22 protein-coding genes are annotated in these 17,620 nt (G+C 62.4%); 13 read left to right on the top strand and 9 right to left on the bottom strand.

Annotated features, from left to right (window positions below; genetic code table 11):
* Window positions 1-90 precede the first annotated feature (90 nt).
* The 5 genes from RX331_RS12875 to RX331_RS12855 all read left to right on the top strand — a co-directional run bounded on the left by RX331_RS12875 (window position 91) and on the right by RX331_RS12855 (window position 4,532).
* The gene (locus RX331_RS12875; protein ID WP_317256922.1) at window positions 91-1,272 is read left to right on the top strand and encodes an ABC transporter substrate-binding protein; all 1,182 of its coding nucleotides are present in this window, start codon (window positions 91-93) and stop codon (window positions 1,270-1,272) included.
* A 44-nt stretch (window positions 1,273-1,316) separates the two neighbouring features.
* Window positions 1,317-2,261 (top strand): YVTN family beta-propeller repeat protein, encoded by a 945-nt coding sequence (locus RX331_RS12870; protein ID WP_317256921.1) that lies wholly within the window; start codon window positions 1,317-1,319, stop codon window positions 2,259-2,261.
* Window positions 2,262-2,329: 68 nt separating this feature from the next.
* Window positions 2,330-3,079 carry an ABC transporter ATP-binding protein gene (locus RX331_RS12865; RefSeq protein ID WP_317258113.1) on the top strand — a complete coding sequence of 250 codons (750 nt, stop codon included), beginning with the start codon at window positions 2,330-2,332 and terminating at the stop codon, window positions 3,077-3,079.
* The gene (locus tag RX331_RS12860; RefSeq protein WP_317256920.1) at window positions 3,076-3,924 is read left to right on the top strand and encodes an ABC transporter permease; all 849 of its coding nucleotides are present in this window, start codon (window positions 3,076-3,078) and stop codon (window positions 3,922-3,924) included. The genes RX331_RS12865 and RX331_RS12860 overlap by 4 nt, the downstream gene beginning before the upstream one ends.
* Complete coding sequence (locus RX331_RS12855; RefSeq protein WP_317256919.1) at window positions 3,921-4,532, top strand: hypothetical protein; 612 nt, start codon at window positions 3,921-3,923, stop codon at window positions 4,530-4,532. Before RX331_RS12860 ends, RX331_RS12855 begins: the two co-directional genes overlap by 4 nt.
* A 141-nt stretch (window positions 4,533-4,673) precedes the next feature.
* On the opposite strand, the gene RX331_RS12850 is transcribed toward RX331_RS12855, so the two are convergent.
* Together RX331_RS12850 and RX331_RS12845 are read right to left on the bottom strand one after the other, a co-directional pair.
* A complete protein-coding gene (locus RX331_RS12850) occupies window positions 4,674-5,249 on the bottom strand; it encodes a PQQ-dependent catabolism-associated CXXCW motif protein (protein ID WP_317256918.1) in 576 nt (191 codons plus the stop codon).
* Window positions 5,246-6,070, bottom strand: coding sequence for a substrate-binding domain-containing protein (locus RX331_RS12845; protein ID WP_317258112.1), 825 nt, complete (start codon window positions 6,068-6,070; stop codon window positions 5,246-5,248). The genes RX331_RS12850 and RX331_RS12845 overlap by 4 nt, the downstream gene beginning before the upstream one ends.
* A gap of 295 nt (window positions 6,071-6,365) precedes the next feature.
* On the opposite strand from RX331_RS12845, the gene RX331_RS12840 reads away from it, so the two are divergent.
* The gene (locus RX331_RS12840; protein ID WP_317258111.1) at window positions 6,366-7,292 is read left to right on the top strand and encodes a quinoprotein relay system zinc metallohydrolase 2; all 927 of its coding nucleotides are present in this window, start codon (window positions 6,366-6,368) and stop codon (window positions 7,290-7,292) included.
* Window positions 7,293-7,347: 55 nt separating this feature from the next.
* Window positions 7,348-8,172, top strand: a complete 825-nt coding sequence (locus RX331_RS12835; RefSeq protein WP_317256917.1) for a quinoprotein dehydrogenase-associated SoxYZ-like carrier — start codon at window positions 7,348-7,350, stop codon at window positions 8,170-8,172.
* A 23-nt stretch (window positions 8,173-8,195) separates the two neighbouring features.
* On the opposite strand, the gene RX331_RS12830 is transcribed toward RX331_RS12835, so the two are convergent.
* Window positions 8,196-8,555, bottom strand: coding sequence for a hypothetical protein (locus RX331_RS12830; RefSeq protein ID WP_317256916.1), 360 nt, complete (start codon window positions 8,553-8,555; stop codon window positions 8,196-8,198).
* A gap of 104 nt (window positions 8,556-8,659) precedes the next feature.
* Between RX331_RS12830 and RX331_RS12825 the strand changes: the two genes are divergently transcribed.
* The 5 genes from RX331_RS12825 to RX331_RS12805 are packed head-to-tail and all read left to right on the top strand — an operon-like array spanning window position 8,660 to window position 12,298.
* Window positions 8,660-9,616, top strand: coding sequence for an ABC transporter substrate-binding protein (locus RX331_RS12825; protein WP_410708275.1), 957 nt, complete (start codon window positions 8,660-8,662; stop codon window positions 9,614-9,616).
* Between the two features lies 1 nt (window position 9,617).
* Window positions 9,618-10,355 (top strand): ABC transporter permease, encoded by a 738-nt coding sequence (locus RX331_RS12820; RefSeq protein WP_317256915.1) that lies wholly within the window; start codon window positions 9,618-9,620, stop codon window positions 10,353-10,355.
* Complete coding sequence (locus RX331_RS12815; RefSeq protein WP_317256914.1) at window positions 10,345-11,073, top strand: ABC transporter ATP-binding protein; 729 nt, start codon at window positions 10,345-10,347, stop codon at window positions 11,071-11,073. Before RX331_RS12820 ends, RX331_RS12815 begins: the two co-directional genes overlap by 11 nt.
* Window positions 11,074-11,121: 48 nt before the next feature.
* Window positions 11,122-11,916 (top strand): pentapeptide repeat-containing protein, encoded by a 795-nt coding sequence (locus RX331_RS12810; RefSeq protein ID WP_317256913.1) that lies wholly within the window; start codon window positions 11,122-11,124, stop codon window positions 11,914-11,916.
* A 34-nt stretch (window positions 11,917-11,950) separates the two neighbouring features.
* On the top strand, window positions 11,951-12,298 hold the full coding sequence (locus RX331_RS12805; protein WP_317256912.1) for a hypothetical protein: 348 nt from the start codon (window positions 11,951-11,953) through the stop codon (window positions 12,296-12,298).
* A gap of 18 nt (window positions 12,299-12,316) precedes the next feature.
* Here RX331_RS12805 and RX331_RS12800 read toward each other — a convergent pair whose 3' ends face one another.
* From RX331_RS12800 to RX331_RS12785, 4 genes are all read right to left on the bottom strand, one after another.
* Window positions 12,317-12,553 carry a hypothetical protein gene (locus tag RX331_RS12800; protein WP_317256911.1) on the bottom strand — a complete coding sequence of 79 codons (237 nt, stop codon included), beginning with the start codon at window positions 12,551-12,553 and terminating at the stop codon, window positions 12,317-12,319.
* A gap of 119 nt (window positions 12,554-12,672) precedes the next feature.
* Window positions 12,673-13,539 carry a hypothetical protein gene (locus RX331_RS12795; RefSeq protein WP_317256910.1) on the bottom strand — a complete coding sequence of 289 codons (867 nt, stop codon included), beginning with the start codon at window positions 13,537-13,539 and terminating at the stop codon, window positions 12,673-12,675.
* A gap of 282 nt (window positions 13,540-13,821) precedes the next feature.
* Window positions 13,822-13,902 carry a pyrroloquinoline quinone precursor peptide PqqA gene (pqqA, locus tag RX331_RS12790; protein ID WP_072824652.1) on the bottom strand — a complete coding sequence of 27 codons (81 nt, stop codon included), beginning with the start codon at window positions 13,900-13,902 and terminating at the stop codon, window positions 13,822-13,824.
* Window positions 13,903-14,136: 234 nt separating this feature from the next.
* Entirely contained in the window at window positions 14,137-14,457 is a 321-nt protein-coding gene (locus RX331_RS12785; RefSeq protein ID WP_317256909.1) for a hypothetical protein, read from the bottom strand.
* Between the two features lie 133 nt (window positions 14,458-14,590).
* Here RX331_RS12785 and RX331_RS12780 point away from each other — a divergent pair, with 133 nt between their 5' ends.
* Window positions 14,591-14,854, top strand: coding sequence for a hypothetical protein (locus tag RX331_RS12780; protein WP_317256908.1), 264 nt, complete (start codon window positions 14,591-14,593; stop codon window positions 14,852-14,854).
* Between the two features lie 18 nt (window positions 14,855-14,872).
* On the opposite strand, the gene mmsB is transcribed toward RX331_RS12780, so the two are convergent.
* Window positions 14,873-16,060, bottom strand: a complete 1,188-nt coding sequence (mmsB, locus tag RX331_RS12775; RefSeq protein WP_317256907.1) for a multiple monosaccharide ABC transporter permease — start codon at window positions 16,058-16,060, stop codon at window positions 14,873-14,875.
* Window positions 16,057-17,619 (bottom strand): multiple monosaccharide ABC transporter ATP-binding protein, encoded by a 1,563-nt coding sequence (mmsA, locus tag RX331_RS12770; RefSeq protein ID WP_317256906.1) that lies wholly within the window; start codon window positions 17,617-17,619, stop codon window positions 16,057-16,059. The genes mmsB and mmsA overlap by 4 nt, the downstream gene beginning before the upstream one ends.
* Window position 17,620 lies beyond the last annotated feature (1 nt).

Here is a 17,620-nt window from a genome sequence, read left to right as displayed (position 1 = left end):
ATTGAGTTGCAAGCCAAGACAATTCGGTCATGGTTCAAGCCACAAGGCCCTCCCTCCCGTGAAATCGAGAGGACCTATCAGGGAGAAACCATGATCCGATGGGTGGTCGCTGTGACCTGCTTGAGCATCGCAGCCACCCCTGTGCGCGCGGCCGACCCGGTCGAGATCGGCATCGGCTATCTCGGCAATGCCGGCGTCAGGCCGAAATTGTCGCTGGTCGAGCTGCCGGCCGAGAATGACGGGGTCGCCGGCGCCCGCCTCGCCATCGAGGACAACAACACCACAGGCAAGTTCCTCAATCAGCAGTTCAAGCTGGAGGAAGTCCGGCTCAAGGACAATGAGGATGTTGCCAAGGCGGCCGCGGCGCTCGCCGAGCGAAATGCCTTCATCATCGCCGATCTTTCGGCGGACGATCTCTTGAAGGCCGCCGACGCGCTGCGCGATCGCGGAACGCTGCTGCTCAATGCCGGTGCGATCGACGATCGGCTCCGCGAGCAGGATTGTCGCGCCAATGTCATCCATGTCGCGCCAACGCGCTCCATGCTTGCGGATGCGCTCGCGCAATATCTGGTATGGAAGCAATGGAAGCGCTGGCTGTTCGTCGTCGGCTCGCATGACCAGGACAAGCTCTATGCCGAGGCCCTGCGCCGCGCGGCAACGCGCTTCGGCGCCAAGATCGTTCAGGAACGAGTCTTCGAGGACACCGGCGGCGCGCGGCGCACCGACAGCGGCGTCACGCTGATCCAGCGGCAGATGCCGGTGTTCACCCAGCAGGCGCCGGCTTATGACGTGCTCGTTGCCGCCGACGAAAGCGAGGTGTTCGCCGCTTATCTGCCCTACCGCACCTGGGATCCGCGCCCGGTTGCCGGCTCGGCGGGGCTGGTTCCGACCAGCTGGCACGCCGCGCAGGATCAATGGGGCGCGGTCCAAATCCAGAACCGGTTCGTCAAGTTGAACTCGCGGCAGATGACCGCATTGGACATGCAGGCATGGACGGCCACGCGCATGATCGGGGAAGCGGCGTCGCGCACCAGGTCCGGCGATCCGAAGGCGGTAGCTGACTTCCTCAAGGGGCCCGATTTTTCGATCGCTGCGTTCAAGGGCCGGCGGCTGACCCTGCGCGACTGGAATCTGCAGCTTCGTCAGCCGATCCTGCTGGTCGATGGACGCATGGTGGTGTCGGTTTCGCCGCAGGAGGGATTTTTGCACCAGGTATCGGAACTCGATACGCTGGGTGTCGACCGCCCCGAAACCAAGTGCAAGCTGCGCTGAGGGAGGAGAGATTGCAGATGTGGCGATGTTGCCTCGTTTCCGGAATGGCCATCTGGCTCGCGACCGCGGTCCCCGCCTCGGCCTTCATCGCCTATGTCTCCAATGAGAAAGGCAACACCGTATCGGTGATCGATACGAATAGCTGGACCGTCACCAAGACCATCAAGGTCGGCCAGCGGCCACGCGGTATCGAGTTCACCAGGGACGGCAAGTTCGTGTTCGTAGCCGTCGGCGACGACGACAGTATCCAGGTCATCGACGTCGCCAGGCAGGAGGTCGTCGACACCCTGCCCTCCGGTCCTGACCCCGAACTGTTCGCGCTCGATGCCGATGGCAAGCTCCTCTACGTCGCCAACGAGAATGACAACACGGTGACCATCATCGACGTCGAGAAGCGCGCCCGGCTCGGCGAAATTCAGGTCGGTGTCGAGCCGGAGGGCATGGCCCTCAGCCCGGACGGCAAGACCCTGATCAATACGTCCGAAACCACCAACATGGCGCATTTCATCGACACCACGACGCGCCAGATCGTCGCCAACGTGCTGGTCGATGCGCGCCCGCGTTTCGCCGAGTTCAAGCGCGACAATTCCGAAGTTTGGATATCGTCGGAGATCGGCGGTACCGTTTCGGTGATCGATCCGGCCAAGCGGGAGGTGACGAAAAAGATCACTTTCGAGGTTCCCGGTCTGCGAAGCGAAGCCATCCAGCCGGTCGGCATCGGCATGACCAAGGATGGCAAGACTGCGTTCGTCGCGCTCGGCCCGGCCAATCGGATCGCGGTCGTCGATGCCACCACCCACAAGGTCACCAAGTACCTGCTGGTGGGTCAGCGGGTCTGGCACATGGCATTCACGCCGGATGAGAAATATCTGCTGGTCACCAATGGCGTTTCGAACGACGTTTCGGTGATCGACGTCGCCGCGCAAAAGGTCATCAAGACAATCCAGGTCGGCGAGCTGCCCTGGGGAATCACGATCGCACAACCATGATGGCCGCTGACGCATCCTCCGCCGGTCAAGATACGCGGGACATCCCTTCCCGGCATGAAGCCGCGGAGATGCCTGCGCTGTCGATCGACGGCGTCAGCCATTCCTATGGCGCGCGGCGCGCCCTGATCGGCGTCGGCTTTTCCGTGGCCCCGGCGAGCTTCACCGCGCTGCTCGGCCTGAACGGCGCCGGCAAGAGCACGCTGTTCTCGCTTGTTACGCGGCTGTTCGGCATCCAGCATGGACATATCGGAATTTTCGGCCACGACATCGCGCGTTCTCCCGGCGAAGCCTTGCGGCTGCTCGGCGTGGTGTTTCAGCCGCGCACGCTCGATCTCGATCTGTCGGTGACGCAGAACCTACTCTATCATGCCGCCCTGCACGGCATCGGCCGGCGCGAAGCCCGCGCGCGAAGCCACGAGGTGCTGGAGCGCATCGGCCTTGCCGACCGCGCCGCCAGCAAGGTGCGCGACCTCTCCGGCGGCCAGATGCGAAGGTTGGAAATTGCACGGGCGCTGCTGCACCGGCCGCGTCTGTTGCTGCTCGACGAGGCCACCGTCGGCCTCGACGTCAAGGCGCGCGCGGATATCCTCAGCCATGTCCGCCAGCTCGTTGCCGAGCAGGGCATCGGCGTACTGTGGGCGACGCATCTGTTCGACGAGATCGGCGCGAGCGACGATCTCGTCGTGCTGCATCAAGGCCGTGTATTGGCCAAAGGCAAGGTAGCGCGCGTCATTGCCGATGCCGGCGGCAGCGACATCAACACGGCTTTCATGCGGCTGACCGGCTCCGCCGGACCGAACGGAGGCCAGGCGCCATGACATCCGAAGCCATCGCACCCGCCAGAACCGGCTTCTCGTCCGCCGAATATTTCACCTGCCTGAGTGGCATCGTGTGGCGCGAGGCCCTTCGCTTCCTGCATCAGCGTGAGCGCTTCATCTCTGCGCTGGTGCGGCCGCTGGTATGGCTGTTCATCTTCGCTGCCGGCTTCCGCCAGGTGCTCGGCCTTTCCATCATCCCGCCCTACGAGACCTACATTCTCTACGAGGTCTATATAGCGCCCGGCCTGATGGCGATGATCCAGCTCTTCAACGGCATGCAGTCCTCGCTGTCGATGGTCTACGACCGCGAGATGGGCAACATGCGAACCCTGCTGGTCAGTCCGCTGCCGCGATGGTTCCTGCTCTCCTGCAAGCTGCTGGCGGGAACCGCCGTCTCGCTGCTGCAGGTCTATGCTTTCCTGATGATTGCCTGGTTCTGGGATATTGCGCCACCGCCGTCAGGCTATCTCACGGTGCTGCCGGCGCTGGTGCTGTCAGGCCTGATGCTCGGTGCGCTCGGGATGCTGATTTCGTCGGGCATCAAGCAGCTCGAAAACTTCGCAGGTGTGATGAACTTTGTCATCTTCCCGATGTTCTTTGCCTCGTCGGCGCTTTATCCGCTGTGGCGCATCCTCGAGAGCAGCCCACTGCTCTACTACGTCTGCCAATTCAATCCGTTTACGCATGCCGTGGAATTGATACGCTTCGCACTGTACGGACAGATCAGCTGGATCGCGCTCGCGGTCGTCGGTGGCTGCACGATTGCATTCATGATCGGCGCCATCCTGGCATATGATCCATCGCGTGGCCTGATCCGCCGCGGGCCGGCCGGAGGCGAAACATGAAATATCGGACCCCGATCGCCCTATGTCTCGCCGTTGTGGCGACGAGCACCACGGTGCACGCGGCCGACCCGCGCTATCCGGACTGGCCGTGCACCCAGGCCAAGGTGCCGGAGATCTCGCTGGCCGCGGTATGGGCCGGCCCGCCTCTCGACGACGTTGCCGGCAAGTGGAAGGACGATGCCAAGGTCAGCGCGCTGGTCGCGAAACTCGCGGCAAGGCGGACCCCACTCGAGGAAGCGCAAAAGGCGATCACGGAATATCTGAACAGTGCGTCCGACAAGACGACAAGCGGAAAGCTGCTGTTTGCCGGCCTGTTCGAGACGCTCAATGCCCAGCGGTCCCAGGTCATGAACGGGCTAGAGCGCGCTACCCGCAAGCAGCGTGAGGCGGCGGACAAGATTCGCACCGATACGCTCGCGTTGCAGGCACTCCAGGGTGAAGCGCAGCGCGACCAGGCCAAGATCGGCGAGCTCAGCAATCAGCTCACCTGGCAGACGCGCATCTTCGAAGACCGGCGCGGCGTCATCAAATTCGTCTGCGAGGTGCCGACCGCGATCGACCAGCGTCTGTTCGCCCTCGGCCGAACGATTCAGCAGGAAATAGAATAGCAGCTAGGATCTGGTGAGATCAGGTTCAGTCGGTCGCCCGGGCTGCTCCGGCCGTTGCCGGCTACTGTGCATGGGGTTGTTTTCGATATTTTTGTCTGGGCGCTCAACGAAGCACCGGAGCGGACCTGATCTCATCATGCTTTAGCGCGGCGACGAGGTCTCCTCGACCGTCCGCGGCACGGGTTGCGCCTCCACCAATTCCAGGCCGGCCCGTTCCCAGCCGTCGGTCCCCTCGGGGTACCAGGACACGTTGGCATAGCCGTAGGTCCGGATACGCTTTGCCGCATTCCATGACATCCAGCAATCGGCCATGCAGTAGACCACGACCAGTGCGGCGCTGTTGCCCCCCGTCGCCTGGACAAGCCCGCGTTTCAGGTAATCCTCCGTCACCGCCGCGAGTTTTCCGTAGCCGGTGTCCGGCAGCCAGATGCTCCCGGGAATGTTGAGCCGCGGCTGGTCGCGCCAGATGGTCCCTGCGGGAAGATTTGGCGGCTTTGGCGCACGCGGCATGACGTCGACGAAGACGCCCGCCTTTGCCCGCCAGATCGCCTCGGCCTCCACGGTCGTCAGAACGCGCACCCCCGCAAGGGTCGCCGGAACCGGCGCACGGTAGTCTTCCATGCGATACGCATCCGGCTCGGGAGGTTTCCCCTGCGCGATCGCTGGGATGACGAAGGCAAATGCCGCAAGGATCAGGCCTGCGAGCACCTCTCTCATTGCGCTTTCGTGGCTGTCTCCGCGCCGATCGGCCGGTCGTTCTCATCCAGCAAGGGAACACCAAAATCCAACAGTATCTTGTTGATGGCGGGCTGGTTCTCCTGGATCAGGCGATTGAGCGATCGCTTCCAGTTCTGGTCTGCCGCGCGCACGCCCATGCCGATGCGAAATGCCAGCCGCGGACCGGTCTTTTCCTTCACCAGCGGCGTGACATGCAGCGGCGGATTTGCCTTCATCGCATGGAAGCCCGCCATCGGCCCCCAGAGAATGCCGGCGTCGATCTTGCCCGACGTCAGGTCGGCGATCATCGCTTCCGCCGACGAATCCAGGCGGGTATCGACCATCAACGGATACGGCTTGGCATTCGCCATCAACCCGTTGACGGCCATGTTGGTGGCGGGCGGCGTGCCGGCCACGATGCCGATATGCTTGCCTTTCAGCCGCTCGTCTTCGAGCGTATCTACATTTTCAAGGCCGCTGCCCTGCTTGGCCACCAGCGCATAGGCGGTGCGGTAATAGGGATTGGTGCCCTGAACCAGTTCGTCGCCCTGCGGAAAGCCCATGATGACGTCGCAGCGATGGGCGCCAAGCGTCATCCGGACGAAGCCGGTCGCCTGCGGGAAATACGTATAGTCCAGCTTCTTATGCAGCTTCTCGGCGAACAGCTCGGCGAGCTTGTTCTCGATGCCCTCCCCTTTGTCGTTGGAGAACGGCAAATTGTGCGGGTCGGCGCAGACGCGCAGCACCTTGGGATCGACCAGCTCGATCGAGAGATCGCCGTCTTCCTTGATCTGCGCCAGCGCAACGTCGCGCCCGAACATGACCGCGAGCACCGCCAAGGTTGAGATCGTCAGCCAAAACTTCCGTCTGGCACATGTCATTGAAAGCTGCTGCACTTCCGGCTCGCCGTTGTTGCCAATTCGCAGATTGATATCGGCAACCTCGACGAACGAAGTTCCGTTGAAGCCGCAGACAGGCAAAATGCTATGCTTGTCAATTAGGGCGCGCAACAGGAATAATCCCGGCGAACGTGTCGCCCGTGCTGCGACGCAAACGCAGCGCACGATGAGAATTCGAATTGCCGACAGCGCTTCGCGAAGAGACGAAGGCCGAAATATGGCGCATCCCACATTGATCCTGGCCGCGCTCGCAACGATCGCCTCAGCAACCGTCTCGTTCGCGCAGCAACAGCCGCTGCCCGTCAATTCCGTTGCAGATGGCGTATTCGTGCATAATGGCCAAACCGCGCAGATGACACGCGAGAACGCCGGTGCGATCGCCAATGTCGGATTCATCGTTGGCGAAGACTCCGTCGCGGTGATTGATACGGGCGGTAGCCTCCGCGAGGGTCGGCAATTGATGGCCGCGATCCGCGCGCGGACCGGCAAGCCGATCCGCTATGTCATCAACACGCACGGCCATCCCGATCACATCTTCGGCAACGGCGCTTTCGTGCAGGATGGAGCGACCTTTGTCGGGCACGCGAACCTGCCGCGTATGCTGGCCACACGTGGGCAATTCTATCTGGAAGCGTTTCGCCGCACGATGGGCGATGAGCTGATCGACGAAATACGCATCGTGCCACCCACCCTGCTCGTGAGCAGAACGCTCACCCTCGATCTCGGCGCGCGCCCTCTCCTCGTGCGGGCATGGCCGGCCGCGCATAGCGATTGCGACCTCACCGTGTTCGACGAAAAGTCCGGAACCCTCTTTGCCGGCGACCTGGTGTTTCTGACCCATACGCCGGTGCTCGACGGCAGTATCCGCGGTTGGCTCGGTGTCATCGGCGAACTTGCCGCCCTTCCCGCGCAGCGCGTGGTTCCCGGTCATGGTCCGGTGAGTGGATGGCCGGCCGCTCTGGCCGACGAGCGCCGCTATCTGGAAACGCTGGCCTCCGACATCCGTGGGCTCGTCGCCCGTGGCGAGCCGATCGCGGCGGCGGCAAGAACGGCGGCGGTATCCGAGCGGCCGCGATGGGAATTATTTGACGATTTCAACGCCCGCAACGCAACCGCAGCATTCTCTGAAATTGAATGGGAATAGCGCGGGCATTGCCCTATATTGCCGCCGTTGCTTCATCCCTGCGAAGGTGGTGACCATGCCCGGGTCTCTTTTCCGACTGTTCGGCCTCGCCGGCCTTGTGCTGGTCGCAGCACCGCTGGCCCTTTTTGCCGCGCCGGACACGACTGATCCCTGGCCGGGCCTGGTCCAGGACATCTTCGACAACCGCCCCATGAACGACGGCAGCGATGTCATCGGCATTGAAATGCCCGTTCGCGCCGAGGATGCCGCGATCGTCCCGGTCACGTTGCGCAGCAAGCTTTCGCCTGGCGACAGCCGGCAGGTGCGGAGCATTACGCTGGTCATTGACCAGAACCCCGCCCCGATGGCGGCCAAATTCCAGCTTGGACCGGATGCGAAAGTTTCTGAAATTTCCACCCGTGTCCGTGTCAACAATTACACCGACGTTCATGCGGTCGCCGAACTCTCGGACGGCAAGCTTTACATGGCGAAAACCTATGTGAAGGCGTCCGGCGGCTGTTCGGCGCCCGCCGCCAAGAACGCCGACGAGGCGAAAGCCAGGCTTGGCCAGATGCGCTACCGGCAGTTCGCGAAAGCCGGCGAAGGGCCTGCCAGCGTCGCCCGCGAGGCCCAGATCATGATCGGACATCCCAACAATTCCGGCCTGCAGATGGACCAGCTCACGCAGCTATATGTCCCGGCATTCTTCATCAACGAGCTACGGCTGTGGCAGGACGACAGCCTCGTCCTGACCATGGAAGGCGGCATATCGATCTCGGAAGATCCCAATATCAGGTTCACCTACGTGTCCAATGGCGCGAAGCATTTTCGAGCCGAAGCAAAGGATACCGAGGGACACGTCTTCCAGCGCGAATGGCAGGTCGACAATTCCGGGATGTGATGCAGGCACCGCACGCGCGGCGCTTAGAAGCAGCGCACTTCCGCTTCCGCCTGCGCGCGCCTGAGATCGTTGAGCGCGCTCGCCGCCTGCTCGGAGGTGCGGAATGGGCTTCCCATATCGCCCCGGACCTGGGACATGCTGAGCACGGTTTCAGCCGTGACATAGCGTTGATAAGGCAGGAGCGAAGCCAGAACGTCGATCGAACAGGAGCATTGTTCGATCGCCTGCCGCGTTTCGCCATTTGCTTTCAGGCAGCCGAAGACGTATTCGACACGCGCAGACGTCGGGTAATCGTTGAGATCCTGAGCGTGCGCGATCACCGCCATCGCCGCTAGCACCATCAACGCGGCGACAATACGTCGTACCGATCCAACCAGCGCCATCGTTTTCCTCCAGCGGCTAACCATGCAAGCTATGCTATGACTGATCCGTTGAAAAGCCGACGCTCGAGGAAACAGTTCAAGGCCCCATGATGCATTTTGTTCGCATGCTGCTTGCTACAGTTGTCTGGATCGCGGCCGGCACGTTTTGCAGCGCCGATGAGCTGCGCGTTGCGGTGCAGAAGACCGGAACATTTGCCTGGGAACTCGCGGTAATCCGCGCGCACGACCTCGACAAGCAGGCCGACCTCTCGGTCAAGGTTCTCGAGCTGGCGAGCCCCGAGGCGGGCAAGATCGCGCTTCGCGCCGGCAATGCCGACATTATCGTCACCGACTGGCTTTGGGTGTCGCGTGAGCGCGCCCTCGGCGCCAAGCTGACCTTCTACCCCTATTCGAGCGCGCTGGGTGCCGTGATGGTCTCTGCCTCCTCGCCGATCAAGGTCCTGGCCGATCTCAAGGGCCGCAAGCTCGCCGTCGCGGGCGGCCCGATCGACAAGAGCTGGCTGCTATTGCAAGCGCGGCTGAAACAGGAAGGCATCGACCTGAAGTCGGATGCGACAATCGCATACGGTGCGCCACCGCTATTGACCGCAAAGATGCTCAGCGGCGAAATGGATGCGACCGTGAACTACTGGAATTTCTGCGCGAGCCTGGAAGCAAAGGGCTTTCGCCGTATCGCCGGCATTGAGGATCTGCTGTCAAAGCTCGGCGCCAAAGGCCGCACCGCGATGCTCGGCTACGTCTTCGACGAAAAATGGGCGAATGCAAACCAGGACAAGGTCGCCCGCTTCATCGCAATGGCCCGCAAGGCGAAGGAAATCCTGGCGACCTCGGATGCAGAATGGGAGAAAATCGCGCCATTGACCGGCGCCCCGGACGCCGCAACGTTGCATGCCTATCGCGATCGCTATCGGGAGGGAATTCCGCGTCGTCCGGTCGCCGACGAGGAAGCCGATGCGCGTATTCTCTACCGCGTGCTGGCCGAGAGCGGCGGGCCCGAACTGGTGGGACCGGCGCCTGAGCTCGCTTCCGGGACATTCTATCACGCGATACCTGGAGGCTGAGGTGGCGCGCCTGTTGTCATTCGCCGTGTTCCTCACCATGTGGTGGATCGCCGCGCTGCTAGCCGGTGATGCAAAGCTGCCGCCGCCCGATACGGTGCTCAGGGTCATGATCGCGGAAGCAAGATCAGGCGACTTGTTCCTGCACCTCGGCGCGACATTGGCGCGCGTCACGCTCGCCTTTACGCTGGCCATGGCGCTGGGCGCCGCCATTGGTTACATGATGGGACGGGTGCGGCTTGCCGACCGGCTCGGCGATCCCTGGCTGATCCTGCTGCTGAATCTGCCGGCGTTGGTTGTCATCGTGCTCGCCTATATCTGGGCGGGATTGACGGAAGTCGCCGCCATCGCCGCCATTGCCATCAACAAGCTTCCGACCGCCGTGGTGACGCTGCGCGAGGGGGCACGCGCCCTCGACGCGGCGCTTGACGAGATGGCGAGCATGTTTGCCCTGCCACGCTGGAGCAGATTCCGGCACGTCGTTCTGCCGCAACTGTCGCCCTATGTCGCAGCCGCCGCGCGCTCCGGCCTTTCGCTGGTCTGGAAGATCGTTCTTGTCGCGGAATTGCTCGGACGTCCGAACGGCGTCGGTTTCGAGATTGGCGTGGCGTTCCAGCTGTTCGACATTCCACTGTTGCTCGCCTACTCGCTTAGCTTTGCCGCGATCGTGCTCCTCATCGAAACCTTGCTGGTGCAGCCATTTGAGGCCCGGGCATCCCGGTGGCGTCCCCGTGCGGCTTGAGGTCGAGATCACCGGCAAGACGTTCAGGAGCGCGGCGGGCGAACAGCACGACGTGATATCAGGCGCATGCTTTGCGCTCGACGCGGGAGAGGTTGGCGTCCTGGTCGGTCCGTCCGGCTGTGGCAAGAGCACGATGCTGCGGATTATCGCCGGTCTCGACCACGACTACCAAGGCTGCGTGTCGCGTCCCACCGGCGCGCGGATCGGCTTTGTGTTTCAGGAGCCGCGGCTGCTGCCATGGCGGTCGGTCGAGGACAACGTGCGCATTGCCGCGCCGGCCGCCGACGAAGCGAAGCTTTCGGCCCTCTTCGAAATTCTGGAACTGAAGGCGCATCGCAACCATTTTCCCGGCGAGCTGTCGCTCGGCCTCGCCCGGCGCGTTGCGCTGGCCCGCGCCTTCGCCATCGAGCCGGAGCTGCTTATTCTCGACGAACCGCTCGCCTCGCTCGATGTCGCCCTCGCCGCCCGACTGCGCGACGAGATCGCGATATTGATGGAAGGCCGCTCCATGATCGCCCTGCTGGTCACCCACGACTTGGATGACGCGGTCCGCCTCGGCGACCGCGTCCTCCTGCTCTCGTCTCGGCCGGCTCGAGTCCTCGCCGACCTGCCGATACGCACGCCACGAAGCGCCCGTGGGGAAGCCGAGATCGCGGCGATCAGGGCGGACATCATGCGGAGGATCAATGGTTCGTCCACCGACCAAGCTGCCTCATAGGCAGCGCCCGGCGCCGGTGCTAGGATGCGTCGTCGATTGGGATTGAAGATGAAGCGCTCGATCGGAATCGCGTTGCTTGGTCTTGCTGTTGCGGCCATGACAGCGGCGGCGCAGGACATGATGCGGCATGTTGACCTGTTGTCGCCAGACATGGTCTCGGCCGAGATGACGCGCGGCGAGGTCGAGGCCGCATTGAAGGCGGCGGCCAGCGCCGCGCCCGCCGATTTCACCGCCAAACGAATGTCCGGCCTTGATCTGTCCGGCCTTGACTTGTCCGGCGCGATCTTCCGCGCGGCCAAGCTCAACAAGACAAAACTTGCCGGCGCCAAGCTTGATCGCGCCATCCTCGACCAGGCATGGCTGCTGGAAGCCGATCTCACCGGTGCAAGCCTCAGGAGCGCAAACCTGTTCGCTACGCAGATGCTTCGCGCCCGCCTCGACGGCGCCGATCTGTCAGGAGCGCGGGTTGCCGCCGATCTGAGCGGCGCCAGCCTCGTCGGGGCTTCGATCGCCGATGCCAATCTGGGCGCCGACATGCGCAACCAATCGATGGGCCTGATGCGCGCGGTGCTCAGATCCGCCAATCTGGAGCGGCTCAACGCCCGCGGTGCTGACCTGTCGCGCGTCGACCTCGAATTCGCCGTGCTCAGGGGTGGCGACCTCACAGGCGCTTCGCTCAAGGGCGCCCAGCTCGGCGGTGCCGACCTGACCGGCGTCACCTTCATCGATACCGATTTCGACGGTGCCGATCTTGATTCAGCACGGTTGATCGGTCCAGTCGGACTCGACAAAGCGAAAAATTTCGACAAGGCGAAAAATCGAGATCGTTTACTAAGGCAATGAGGGTCCACGCGGCCCACGATGAAAGGATGGCCTGATGCGGTGGATTCTGGCTTTGATGCTCTTGGCGGCTAGCGCCAATGAACTCGCCGCCCAAGGGAAAGGAAAAGGCGTCCGGCTTTGGAACCTGACCAGCGCCACTATTTCGGAGTTTCAGCTCTCTCCGGCCGGCAAAAACGATTGGGGCCCCAACCAGACCCTGAACGACAAGGACAAGGAAGTCGATCACGACGAACGCCTGCGCATCTCCGGCGTCGAGCCGGGACGCTACGATGCCAAGGTCGGCTATCGCGGCGCCAAGCACTGCTTTGTCCGAGACATCGAGATCAGGGCCGATGCAGTGTTCTCAATCGCAGACAAGGACCTGAAAGACTGCAATAAATAGCCGCGTCGCTGATCGCACTCAGACCATCGACCAAACCGGCTCGCCAGAGGCCTTCTGGTTATTGCTTGGATATTCGCAGCGCCACTTGACCGCGGTCCATTTCGGATGTTCGCCGATCCACTGCGCGATGTAGGGCTGCGCGGCCATGGCACATTGCCGCGGCGAAACGGCTGAAGAAAAGACCAGATGGGTTTCCTCGCAGGTCGTCGGCGACGCCAACGCACAGACGGTTATGATCAAATCTATCGCGTTCATGCCTGATATCCCTTTGAGCAGTTCCTGAATGGATAACACGGACACATACGCTAACCGGCGAATGGAAGTTTCACTACGGCGTGAAGACCGGAACTCCAACCGGGCGGCCTCCCCGGCTCCTAAAAGTTCACGCCAAATACCAACCGGGCCTGGTGACGGTCGAAATTGACGAGATCAAGGCTGGCCGTCGAGCCCGCCGGACGTCCCCACGCCTGAATGCTCCAGCTCGCCGTCAGCCGCGAGGCCTTCGAGAGTTGGAAATACGCCGTTGGACCGACGAACAGCGCCTGCCCCGCCAGCTCCTCCAGGCCGATCCCTTCATACTTTCGCAAATACCGCGCCTCGCCGCCAAGCAGAAAGCCCGGGCGCACCTGCGCCAGCACGCCGAGCGCCGCGCCGGCGGTGGAGTCCTTTTCCATCAGGCCGCTGCCGACAACGCGCGTCCATTCCGGCTCATAGAGCAGGTTGAAGGCCGCGATGATCCGATCGGGCACCAGCTCACGGTCGAATGCCAGCCTGAATTCGGTCCCGAAGCTCCTGACCGATTCTGCCGTCGTCTCATCGACGCGATGCCCGTGCAACTCCGTCGCGAAGGTGAGCCCGAATGGCCCGCTTTCGCGATCCAGAAAGCGGTAGCGAAAGTCGATCGACCCGCCCTGCCACGACAGCCGGCGCTGATCGTCAATCCCCGGCACGCCGCTGATGAAATGCGACGCAAACGTTGAGCCCACCTCGATGCGAAAATTCCTGAAAGGCACGAACTCCAGCTCGAGCTCCTGGCCGACCGCACGATACGTGCCGCCGCTTCTACCGAAACGCCCGGTCGTTTCGGTTTGAAACTCCCGCTCGCCGAGGGTGCCGACATCGGCGCCGATCATGAAGGCGAAGATATGCTCGGTGTCGAACCCCTCCGCGTCAGCGCATGCTGGCAGCAACGCAGCAATCAACACAACCGCCATCTGGAAGGTCTTTGCACGCGTCAGCATTGTATTCAGTGGTCAGAGGGAAATTGGGTAGGTCAGCCGAGAATCCACCCTAGCACGGCGCTGGGACGATCGGCGAGATCGTAGGAATGCGTGATGGAGGGACTGAATACGATTTGCGGTGCTATTTCGGGGTAATTTTGCGCGGTGCAGCGGCACCCTCGCCCAGCGCAGCCAGCAAACGGTGGAAAATTTTTCGGAGAGATAAATTTTTCGGAGATATACAGCTTGCCCGGCTCGCGGCAACAGGCCGTTGGCGGAGCCGAGCAAGACCGTTTCGACGCGTTACTTACGCGCCGCGCAGGCGTACATGTTGATTTCCATGCCCACCGGCACTTCCACAATCTTCGGAGTTTTCCAACTCATCAAGGTCCTCCCAGGAGTGTGTTTGGCACGATGCCCGTGCCGGATCAAAACTAGGTTGGCCTCGTCCTTAGCGCAAGCGGGGAAGACCGTTCGTTCCAAAGATCTGCACGCGTGTGGCGCCAGACACTTCCCTCTTGGACAAGCCTACTTCGCTCTTGGACAAAAATGCGCAAAGCAGCGGATTGATGCAGGCCGGATCGATCCGGCCATGCATCAAGACTTCAGCTTCTCGCCTCAGCAGTCCTTGCCCGCGGTCTTCTGGTCACCCTTGGCACCTTCCGCCTGCTGCGCAGCCGTCGGCTGCCCCTGCATCTGGCGCTGTGCATCCTGCGAAGAAGCAGCGGTGTTGTCAGTCGACTTGTTCATCGTTTCGGTTGGCGGATGCTGCCCCGTATTGCTGGCCATACCGGTCGTCTGTTCGCCGGTCCTGGCCGGTCCGGAGCCGGCATCCTTCGCGCTGGCGGCGCGACTGGTATCGCACGGGCCCGCCAGTGCCGCACCGGTGCTCAACACCAGGACGGAGCAACCCGCAAGAATGAGCTGTTTCATCTTCATGTGTCTCTCCTTTCTTCGTGACGCACGCACGACATGACGAGAGGCAACCGACCCACTGCTCCCAGGTTCCGGGTGGCTGCGTGAATATCGAAAGGTTTAATCTTGCGAGCGAACTCTTCTGGCGAGGTCCGCTATGGAACCGATTCACCTGAGGTTGATCAGCTTGCTTTTCGCCGCGTGCATTGCATCAACGGCTTTCGCGCAGGACAGGCAGGTTGACCAAACCACGCCCAATGCCGAAACGGCTGCGCCCGCCAACGGGCCGTCGCCTACCGGCAAAGAACGCATGGGCAGGAAATGGATGGACGAGCAGCGCATCGACAATTGCAACGTGCCCACCGACAAGCGCGGCAGCAAGCCGCGCCCGGGCAGCTGCCTGCATTCTCCGTCGGGATGACGCGCAACCAGCGCGACGCTATCGCCGCTGGTTGTAGACATCGAGGCAAACAGCGCCGAGCAGCACCAGGCCCTTGATCACCTGCTGGTAGTCGATTCCGATGCCGAGGATCGACATGCCATTGTTCATGACGCCCATGATCATGGCTCCGATCACCGCGCCGCCGACCTTGCCGACGCCGCCATAGGCGGAGGCGCCACCGATGAAGCAGGCCGCGATAACGTCAAGCTCGAAGCCGGCACCGGCCTTCGGCGTTGCCGTATTGAGCCGCGCGGCGAACACGAGCCCGGCAAGCGCCGCCAGAACGCCCATGTTGACGAAAGTCAGAAACGTCAGCCGCTCGGTCTTGATGCCGGACAGGCTGGCCGCCCTCGCATTGCCGCCGATTGCATAGATATGGCGGCCGATCACGGTGCGGGTGGTGACGAAGCCATAAAGCGCGATCAGCGCCGTCATGATGACAAGCACGTTGGGCAGGCCGCGATGCGAAGCGATCAGTCCGGCGAAGAACACGATTACAGCAAACAGCACCGCGCTCTTGGCGACGAAGAATGCAAACGGTTCGACCTCGATGCCATGCGAGGCCTGCCGTGCCCGGGCCTTGGCGCTGGTAAAGACCAGCGCCACCGCCAAAACGGCCCCGATCAGCAGCGACGTCGGATAGAGCGTGCCGGCGCCGGGAAACAGTTCGGGGATGAAGCCCGAGGACAGTTTCTGGAAAGTCGGCGGAAACGGCCCGACCGACTGGCCGGCCAGGATGGCGAGCGCCAACCCCTTGAACACCAGCATACCAGCCAGCGTCACGATGAAGGACGGAATCTTGAAGTAGGCAACCCAATAGCCCTGTGCGGCGCCGATCGCCGCGCCAACGATTAGGCACGCGATGAAGGCCAACGGATAGGCCACGTGGTAGCGCACCATCAGCACCGCAGCGACGGCGCCGACGAAGCCCGCGACCGAACCGACCGACAGGTCGATATGGCCGGTCACGATGATCAGGAGCATGCCGAGCGCCATGATCACGATATAGCTGTTCTGCAGCACCAGATTGGTGAGATTGAGCGGCTGCAGCAGCGTGCCGTCGGTCATGATCTGGAAGAACAGCATGATCGCAAACAGCGACAGCAGCATGCCGTAATTGCGCAGATTGTTCTTGATGAAGCCGGTGTGCGAAGGCTCCGGGAGCGAAACCGTCTTGTCGGTCATATCCGTAGTTCTCCCTCGACTTCCTTCCTGGCTATCCTCTTGTTGCGCATGATGGCGCGCATGATCCTTTCCTGGGTGGCCTCAGCGGCGGCGAATTCGCCGACAAAGGCGCCGTCATTCATGACGCAGATGCGGTCGCAGACGCCGAGCAGTTCCGGCATTTCCGACGAGATCATCACCACCGCCTTGCCGGCCTCGGCAAGCTCATTGATGATACAATAGATTTCGTATTTTGCCCCGACGTCAATGCCGCGGGTCGGCTCGTCGAGGATTAATACCTTAGGATCAGTCATCAGCCATTTCGACAGCACCACCTTCTGCTGGTTGCCGCCGGAGAGTTGTCCGGTCTCCTGATAGACGTCGGAACAGCGGATCCGCATTCGGTTGCGGTAGTCGCTGGCAACGCGCAGTTCGGATATGTCGTCGATCACGCCTTGGCGCGCCACCCGGCCGAGGCTGGCCAGCGTAATGTTCTTGCGCACGTCGCTATCCAGGATCAAGCCGAGCTGCTTGCGGTCCTCGGTGACGTAGGCAAGGCCGGCATCGATCGCCGCCGCCACGCTGGAGAGGTTCACTTCCTTGCCGTCGAGCCACACCTGGCCGCTGATCCGCTCGCCCCAGGCATGGCCGAACAGGCTCATGGCGAATTCGGTGCGACCGGCGCCCATCAGTCCGGCAATCCCGACCACCTCGCCGCGCCGGACCTCGAAATCGACGCCCTTGATCACCTGCCGCTCCCGGTGCTGCGGGTGATGCACGGTCCAGTCCTTAACCGCAAAGACAGGTTCGCCGATTCTGGGGGTGCGCTCCGGAAAGCGATGCGCCAGGTCGCGGTCGACCATGCTGCGGATGATCCGGTCCTCTTCGACCGGCTCGGCCCGGCAATCGATGCTGTCGACCGTGCGGCCGTCGCGCAGCACCGTGATCCGGTCGGCGACGCGGGCCACCTCGGATAGCTTATGAGAGATGAGGATCGAGGCGATGCCCTGGGCGCGGAACGCCAGCAGGCGATCCAGCAGCGCTGCGCTGTCATTCTCGTTCAGGCTGGCGGTGGGCTCGTCCAGGATCAACAGCTTGACCCGCTTGGACAGCGCCTTGGCGATTTCCACCAATTGCTGCTTGCCGACGCCGAGATCGGTCACCAGCGTATCCGGCATCTCGGTGAGGCCGACCTGGGCGAGCAGTTCCTTGGTCCGGCGGTACACCGTGTCGCGGTCGATCACGCCAAGATGCGAAGGCGGATGCGACAGAAAAATATTCTCCGCGATCGACATCAGCGGAATCAGCGCCAGCTCCTGATGAATGATGATGATGCCGAGCGCCTCGGAATCATTGATGTCGCGAAAGCGCCGCTCCTCGCCCTCAAAGATGATGTTGCCCTCATACTCGCCGTAGGGGTAGACGCCGCTGAGCACCTTCATCAGGGTGGACTTGCCGGCGCCGTTCTCGCCGACCAGCGCATGGATCTGCCCGGCCTCCACCGTGAAATTGACGTCACGCAGGGCCTGCACGCCGGCAAAGCTCTTGCTGACGCCGCGCATTTCGAGAATTGCGGTCATC

The organism is Bradyrhizobium sp. BWA-3-5, assembly GCF_032917985.1.
GTDB lineage: Bacteria > Pseudomonadota > Alphaproteobacteria > Rhizobiales > Xanthobacteraceae > Bradyrhizobium.
Note: the sequence above shows the minus strand (reverse complement) of the source record. Positions and strands in the feature narration are given on the sequence as shown.

What these genes read in the sequence shown, in the direction of transcription:
- RX331_RS12830 (WP_317256916.1), bottom strand. Translation starts at nt 8,555, where the DNA reads ATGGCGCTGGTTGGATCGGTACGACGTATTGTCGCCGCGTTGATGGTG.
- RX331_RS12845 (WP_317258112.1), bottom strand. Translation starts at nt 6,070, where the DNA reads ATGTTCGGGCGCGACGTTGCGCTGGCGCAGATCAAGGAAGACGGCGAT.
- RX331_RS12810 (WP_317256913.1), top strand. Translation starts at nt 11,122, where the DNA reads ATGAAGCGCTCGATCGGAATCGCGTTGCTTGGTCTTGCTGTTGCGGCC.
- RX331_RS12870 (WP_317256921.1), top strand. Translation starts at nt 1,317, where the DNA reads ATGGCCATCTGGCTCGCGACCGCGGTCCCCGCCTCGGCCTTCATCGCC.
- RX331_RS12835 (WP_317256917.1), top strand. Translation starts at nt 7,348, where the DNA reads ATGCCCGGGTCTCTTTTCCGACTGTTCGGCCTCGCCGGCCTTGTGCTG.
- RX331_RS12825 (WP_410708275.1), top strand. Translation starts at nt 8,660, where the DNA reads ATGCTGCTTGCTACAGTTGTCTGGATCGCGGCCGGCACGTTTTGCAGC.
- RX331_RS12865 (WP_317258113.1), top strand. Translation starts at nt 2,330, where the DNA reads ATGCCTGCGCTGTCGATCGACGGCGTCAGCCATTCCTATGGCGCGCGG.
- mmsA (WP_317256906.1), bottom strand. Translation starts at nt 17,619, where the DNA reads ATGACCGCAATTCTCGAAATGCGCGGCGTCAGCAAGAGCTTTGCCGGC.
- RX331_RS12860 (WP_317256920.1), top strand. Translation starts at nt 3,076, where the DNA reads ATGACATCCGAAGCCATCGCACCCGCCAGAACCGGCTTCTCGTCCGCC.
- mmsB (WP_317256907.1), bottom strand. Translation starts at nt 16,060, where the DNA reads ATGACCGACAAGACGGTTTCGCTCCCGGAGCCTTCGCACACCGGCTTC.
- RX331_RS12850 (WP_317256918.1), bottom strand. Translation starts at nt 5,249, where the DNA reads ATGAGAGAGGTGCTCGCAGGCCTGATCCTTGCGGCATTTGCCTTCGTC.
- RX331_RS12840 (WP_317258111.1), top strand. Translation starts at nt 6,366, where the DNA reads ATGGCGCATCCCACATTGATCCTGGCCGCGCTCGCAACGATCGCCTCA.
- RX331_RS12795 (WP_317256910.1), bottom strand. Translation starts at nt 13,539, where the DNA reads ATGCTGACGCGTGCAAAGACCTTCCAGATGGCGGTTGTGTTGATTGCT.
- RX331_RS12875 (WP_317256922.1), top strand. Translation starts at nt 91, where the DNA reads ATGATCCGATGGGTGGTCGCTGTGACCTGCTTGAGCATCGCAGCCACC.
- RX331_RS12785 (WP_317256909.1), bottom strand. Translation starts at nt 14,457, where the DNA reads ATGAAGATGAAACAGCTCATTCTTGCGGGTTGCTCCGTCCTGGTGTTG.
- RX331_RS12855 (WP_317256919.1), top strand. Translation starts at nt 3,921, where the DNA reads ATGAAATATCGGACCCCGATCGCCCTATGTCTCGCCGTTGTGGCGACG.
- RX331_RS12800 (WP_317256911.1), bottom strand. Translation starts at nt 12,553, where the DNA reads ATGAACGCGATAGATTTGATCATAACCGTCTGTGCGTTGGCGTCGCCG.
- pqqA (WP_072824652.1), bottom strand. Translation starts at nt 13,902, where the DNA reads ATGAGTTGGAAAACTCCGAAGATTGTGGAAGTGCCGGTGGGCATGGAA.
- RX331_RS12780 (WP_317256908.1), top strand. Translation starts at nt 14,591, where the DNA reads ATGGAACCGATTCACCTGAGGTTGATCAGCTTGCTTTTCGCCGCGTGC.
- RX331_RS12805 (WP_317256912.1), top strand. Translation starts at nt 11,951, where the DNA reads ATGCGGTGGATTCTGGCTTTGATGCTCTTGGCGGCTAGCGCCAATGAA.